6 protein-coding genes and 1 pseudogene are annotated in these 5073 nt (G+C 59.6%); 4 read left to right on the top strand and 3 right to left on the bottom strand.

The window, feature by feature from the left end:
• Together AACS18_RS23340 and cysQ are read left to right on the top strand one after the other, a co-directional pair.
• Positions 1-406: pyridoxine 5'-phosphate synthase (locus AACS18_RS23340; RefSeq protein WP_258228915.1), on the top strand; the 406-nt coding region annotated here is incomplete at its 5' end.
• A gap of 198 nt (positions 407-604) precedes the next feature.
• Positions 605-1372, top strand: a complete 768-nt coding sequence (gene cysQ, locus AACS18_RS10410; protein WP_108614234.1) for a 3'(2'),5'-bisphosphate nucleotidase CysQ — start codon at positions 605-607, stop codon at positions 1370-1372.
• 87 nt (positions 1373-1459) lie between these two features.
• Here cysQ and AACS18_RS10415 read toward each other — a convergent pair whose 3' ends face one another.
• From AACS18_RS10415 to AACS18_RS10425, 3 genes are all read right to left on the bottom strand, one after another.
• The gene (locus AACS18_RS10415) at positions 1460-1756 is read right to left on the bottom strand and encodes a YciI family protein (protein ID WP_108614229.1); all 297 of its coding nucleotides are present in this window, start codon (positions 1754-1756) and stop codon (positions 1460-1462) included.
• Between the two features lie 24 nt (positions 1757-1780).
• Positions 1781-2344, bottom strand: a complete 564-nt coding sequence (locus tag AACS18_RS10420) for a septation protein A (RefSeq protein ID WP_064335576.1) — start codon at positions 2342-2344, stop codon at positions 1781-1783.
• 90 nt (positions 2345-2434) lie between these two features.
• On the bottom strand, positions 2435-3958 hold the full coding sequence (locus tag AACS18_RS10425) for a pyridoxal-dependent decarboxylase (RefSeq protein WP_108614230.1): 1524 nt from the start codon (positions 3956-3958) through the stop codon (positions 2435-2437).
• Between the two features lie 174 nt (positions 3959-4132).
• Here AACS18_RS10425 and trhA point away from each other — a divergent pair, with 174 nt between their 5' ends.
• The gene (gene trhA / locus AACS18_RS10430; protein ID WP_108614231.1) at positions 4133-4768 is read left to right on the top strand and encodes a PAQR family membrane homeostasis protein TrhA; all 636 of its coding nucleotides are present in this window, start codon (positions 4133-4135) and stop codon (positions 4766-4768) included.
• Positions 4769-4895: 127 nt separating this feature from the next.
• A pseudogene (locus tag AACS18_RS10435) lies at positions 4896-5073 on the top strand (putative transporter); the annotation flags it as partial.

A 5073-nucleotide genomic window follows, 5' to 3' on the forward strand; every position in this document is an offset into this window, starting at 1 on the left:
CCAGTTGGACAAGGTGACTGATGCCGTTGCCCGCCTCTCCGCGGTGGGGGCGCAGGTATCCCTCTTTATCGACGCCGATCCCATCCAGATAGATGCGGCTGCCGAGAGTGGCGCCCCCTTTATCGAGATCCACACAGGCCGTTACGCCGATGCCACCACCGATGCCGAGCGTAACGCCGAGTTCAAGCGCATCGCCGCCGGTGCCTCCTATGCCGCTGGCAAGGGCTTGAAGGTCAATGCCGGTCACGGCCTGCACTACCACAACGTCAAGGCCATCGCCGCCATCCCCGAGCTCTATGAGCTCAACATCGGCCACGCCATCATCGGCCGCGCCGCCTTCGATGGTCTGGCCAAGGCCGTGAGCGATATGCGCCTGCTGATGCAGGAAGCCCGTCAGGGGATCTGACCCACCAGACAGGCGGCCTGATGAAGTCTGCCAAAAATAACAAGGGACGCCACGGCGTCCTTTGTTATTTCAGGCGTTGTTCAAGTGAGGGCAATGGGTTGGCGGCTATAGAGCTGTAATAACCCAGCACAATCGGCTATAAGCAGTTGATGTCAAAAGAGTTACACTGGTTGACCCTGTGAATTGGACGAGATTGTTATGGATCACCCCCTGTACCACCCCGATATCACCGAACTTGAACCTGTAGCCCGTGCGGCGGGGGCGGCCATCATGGCCATCTACAGCCAGCCCTTCGCGGTGGAGTACAAGAGCGACGAGAGCCCGCTTACCGCGGCCGACAAGGGGGCTCATGAGGTGATCGTTCAGGGGTTGGCACGGCTGACTCCCGACATCCCTGTATTGTCCGAGGAGTCGGGGCCCGAGGTGATGGCGGCGCGCCACGGCTGGTCCCGCTACTGGCTGGTGGACCCCCTCGATGGCACCAAGGAGTTTGTCTCCCGCAACGGCGAGTTCACCGTCAATATCGCGTTGATTGAAGGGGGGGCGCCGCGTTGGGGGCTGGTCTATGCCCCTGTGCTGGACAAGCTCTGGTATGGCGGAAAGGGTCTCGGTGCCTGGCGCATCGCCGATGGCAAGCGCGAGCCTATCCAGACCCGGCCTCATCGTGAAGGCGAGGCGTGGCGAGTGGTGGGCAGTCGCAACCACCTGTCGCAGGCGACCCTCGATTTCTTGGCTCCCTTTGGTGAAATCGAGCTGGTTTCCATGGGCAGTTCGCTGAAGTTCTGCATCATCGCCGAGGGGGGCGCCGAGCTCTATCCACGCCTCGCCCCCACCTGCGAGTGGGATACCGGCGCGGCGCAGGCGGTGCTGGAGGGGGCGGGGGGCAGCGTCACCCAACTCGATGGCTCACCGCTGCGCTATAACAAGCCAGACATCCTTAACCCCTGGTTTGTCGCCAGGGCGTGACCTTGCCAGTACGCTGAGCATCGCCCAATAAAAAGAGGCCGGAGCGGGTTGCATGCCCACTCCGGCCTCTTTGTATTTGACGCAGTTTTAAAAGACCTTCTTGAACGGCTTGATGGTCACTTTGGCATAGACACCGGCGGCCACATAGGGATCGGCATCGGCCCAGGCTTTGGCGTCAGCCAGCGAGGCAAACTCGGCGATGACGGTGCTGCCGCTAAAACCTGCATCTGACGGATCCTCTGCATCGATGGCAGGATTAGGACCGGCGGTCAGCAGGCGACCTTCATCCTGCAGGGCTTGCAGCCGAGCCAGATGGGCAGGGCGAACTTGCTTGCGCAGTGGCAGGCTATCGGGGACATCTTCGGAGTAGATGAGATACCACATGAGACAATCCTTTTCTGATGAGGGTTACTTTTTGGGTTCGTCTTTTTGCTGGGACAACTGCTCGGCAGGGATGTGGCGGTAGAGATAGACGCCGCTCAGCAGGGTAAAGACCAGCGTCATCCCCAGTAGGCCGAACACCTTGAAGTTGACCCACATCTCCTGCGGCAGGTTGAACGCCACATAGAGGTTGAGCAGGCCACAGACGGTAAAGAAGCCGACCCAGCCGAGATTTACTGTGTCCCAGACCTTATCGGGTGCTTGCAGCTCCTTGGCCAGCATCTGTTTGATCAGATTCTTGCCAAAGCCGTAACGGCTGATGAGCAGGCCCAGTGCGAACAGCACGTTGATGACGGTCACTTTCCACTTGATGAAGGTGTCATCGTGGAAGAAGACGGTGAGGCCGCCGAAGAAGCCGACTAGCAGGAAGGTAAAGAGCTGCATCTTCTCGACTTTGCGATAGCGGATCCAGCTATAGGCGAGCTGCAGACCGGTGACCACCACCAGTGCGCCGGTAGCCATGTAGATGTCGTAGAACTTGTAGACCGCGAAGAAAACGATAAGTGGAATAAATTCAATAAATTGCTTCATTGTTGGCGCCTAGTCCTCAAAAATGGCCTGCAAATTTCGCCCAGTCTACCTGTACAGCAGACAACGGCAAATGAATAAGACCGCTCATTTTTACGCCGGTTCCGCGCTGTCGCCAAACAGTTGGCGAGCAATTGTGAGCCCCAGTCGCTGCTGATCGGCCAGCAGGTCGCGGATATGGCGCTCTTCAATCAGGGGATTGAGCAGCACGGCACGCAGCAGGGTGAGCGGTTGGGCACCGTAGCGCACCACGGCCCGCTGGGTACGGGAGACAAAGCTGTGCCCCTCGGCGCGCTGGGCTTTTTGCAGCGCTACGTTGAAGGCGTTGATCTGCTCGTTGGCCGCTTCATCCAGCACCTTGCCCTGCAGATGGGGCGGGATGCAGCGGTAGGAGAGCAGGTTCATCACCGGAGCAGACATCAGCTCGAAGGCGGGGTCGCTTTCGATGAGCTCGGCCATCAGCCGGGCTCGGTCGTAGTTGGCCTCGATCAGGTCGGCATAGCCTTGCTGGCCGAAGAGCTGGAAGGCGGCATCCAGATAGAGGGCGTTGGCCGGGCGGGTGCCCTCCAGGGTAAAGCGACCCTGATCAAACGAGGTGGCACGAATGGCGTAGGGCGCCTCTCGCTTGACCGCCATCATCAGGTCGGGCTGGCGGCAGAGCAGCATGCCGGTACCGAGTGGCACCAGCAGCTGTTTGTGGCCATCCAGAGTGACGGTATCTGCGCGCTCGATCCCGGCCAGCAGGTTTTGATAGCGGGGGGAGAAGAGGGTCGGGCCTCCCCAGGCGGCATCCACGTGGAAGTGGATCTGCTCGCGCTCGGCGATGGCGGCCAGCTCCTGCAGGGGGTCGATGGAGCCAAAGTCGGTACTGCCGGCCACGCCGACCAATGCCAGCACTTTCAATTTCTGTTCCTTGCACTGTAGCAGCGCCCGCTCCAACGCAGCCAGACTGAGCCGGTTCTGCTCGTCGGTCTCGAGGCGCCAGACGCTGCGGGCGCCCAGCCCCAGCAGATCCATCCCCTTGTCGAAGGAGTAGTGCATCAGGCGGGAGCCTAGAATAACGGCGCCGCGATAGCCCTGCTCATAGAGGGCGAACAGGTTGTCGCTACAGGCGCGGTTGCGGGCCAGCCACAGTGCCGTGACGTTGGCGATGGTGCCGCCGCTGGTCATGACGCCGAGGGCGGCATCCTTGGCATGCATCTGCTCGCCGTAGAAGGCATCGTCCCTGCCATAGATGAGGCGGTGCAGCTTGGCCAGCACCTCCCGCTCCAGAAAGCTGAGCAGGCGGGAGGACTCCATCTTCATCGGATTCTGGTTCAGCATCACCAGCAGGCGTGACAGCTCGGCGGTATAGGCCGGCAGTGGCGCCGTCATGTGGCCCATGTAGCGTGGCGAGGTGAGGTGTGAGGCGCCGGGCACCAGAGTAGCCAGCCGCGCCAGATACTCCTCGATAGGTTGGCCGACTGCTGGCATGCGGGATTGATCGAGCTGGTGGGTGAACAGGTCGCGCTGATAGGGGGCCTGACTGTCGTCGGAGTGGTGGAAGCTCTCCAGCAAGGTGTTCATCGCCTCGCCAAAGGCGGGATCCGCTTGTGCAAACAGCTCAGTCAACTTCATCAGGTTCTCCAGACCAGGTCACCGGGGTAGGTGTCTATGCCGCTTGTCTCGGGCATCGGCGGCAGAGCATACACCAAAGGATGGCAGGTGACAGCCACTCCATTTTTAAGCGAACACTTGTACTCCGAAATGGCGCTGGGTAGAGTGAGCCACAGTTATTGTGGAGTCGATGTTATGAGTGGTGTGATGGATTACTCCCCCCGGGAGGAGCTGGCAAACCGGCTTAGTCACGGTGCGGGATTGTTGCTGGGGATTGTCGGGCTGGTGCTGTTGCTCATCAAGGGATGGGGACAGGGTACGCAGGCGCTGGTGAGTTACAGCCTTTATGGCGGCAGTCTGGTGCTGCTCTATCTGGCCTCGACTCTCTATCACAGCATGGCGGAAGGGCGAGCCAGACGCTGGTGCAAGGTGTTTGATCACTGTGCCATCTATCTGCTGATCGCCGGTACTTACACTCCCTTCCTGCTGGTGGCGCTCGATACGCCGCTGGCGAAGGGGTTGATGGTGGTGATCTGGGCCCTGGCGCTGGCTGGCGTGGTGTTCAAGCTGGTGTTTATCAACCGCTTCAGGAAGTTGTCGCTCTTTACCTACCTGATGTTGGGCTGGCTGTCGCTGGTGGTCATCTATCAGCTCTACATCCATCTGGCCGGTGAGGGGCTGCTGCTGCTCGGTCTCGGCGGCCTTATCTACAGCCTCGGGGTCATCTTCTATGTGGCCAAGCAGATCCCCTATAACCACGCCATCTGGCATCTCTTTGTGCTGGGTGGCAGCGTTTGTCACTTTATGGCCATTTACGGCTACGTCGCCTAACGTCTTGCAACTAGCCCTTAATTGGTATTTTTAGCGCGTAAAAGGATAAATTCGTGCGGTATCACACAGTTGACATCAGCGTTTGCTGACAAGCTAGGGCCAGTTCAATTCGCAAAGGATGCACGAAATGAGTGAAATCGCGCTTTCCATCAGCATGTTGTCGCTGGTGGCAGTGCTAGGGCTCTGGCTGGGAAACTGGCGAGTCTATGGCGTTGGGTTAGGGATCGGTGGGGTGCTGTTCGGCGGCATCATCGTGGGTCACTTTGCTGGAGTGTCAAATCTGGCGCTTGATGAGCAAACACTCC

The organism is Aeromonas sp. HMWF015 (assembly GCF_963878965.1).
GTDB classification, from domain to species: domain Bacteria; phylum Pseudomonadota; class Gammaproteobacteria; order Enterobacterales; family Aeromonadaceae; genus Aeromonas; species Aeromonas veronii.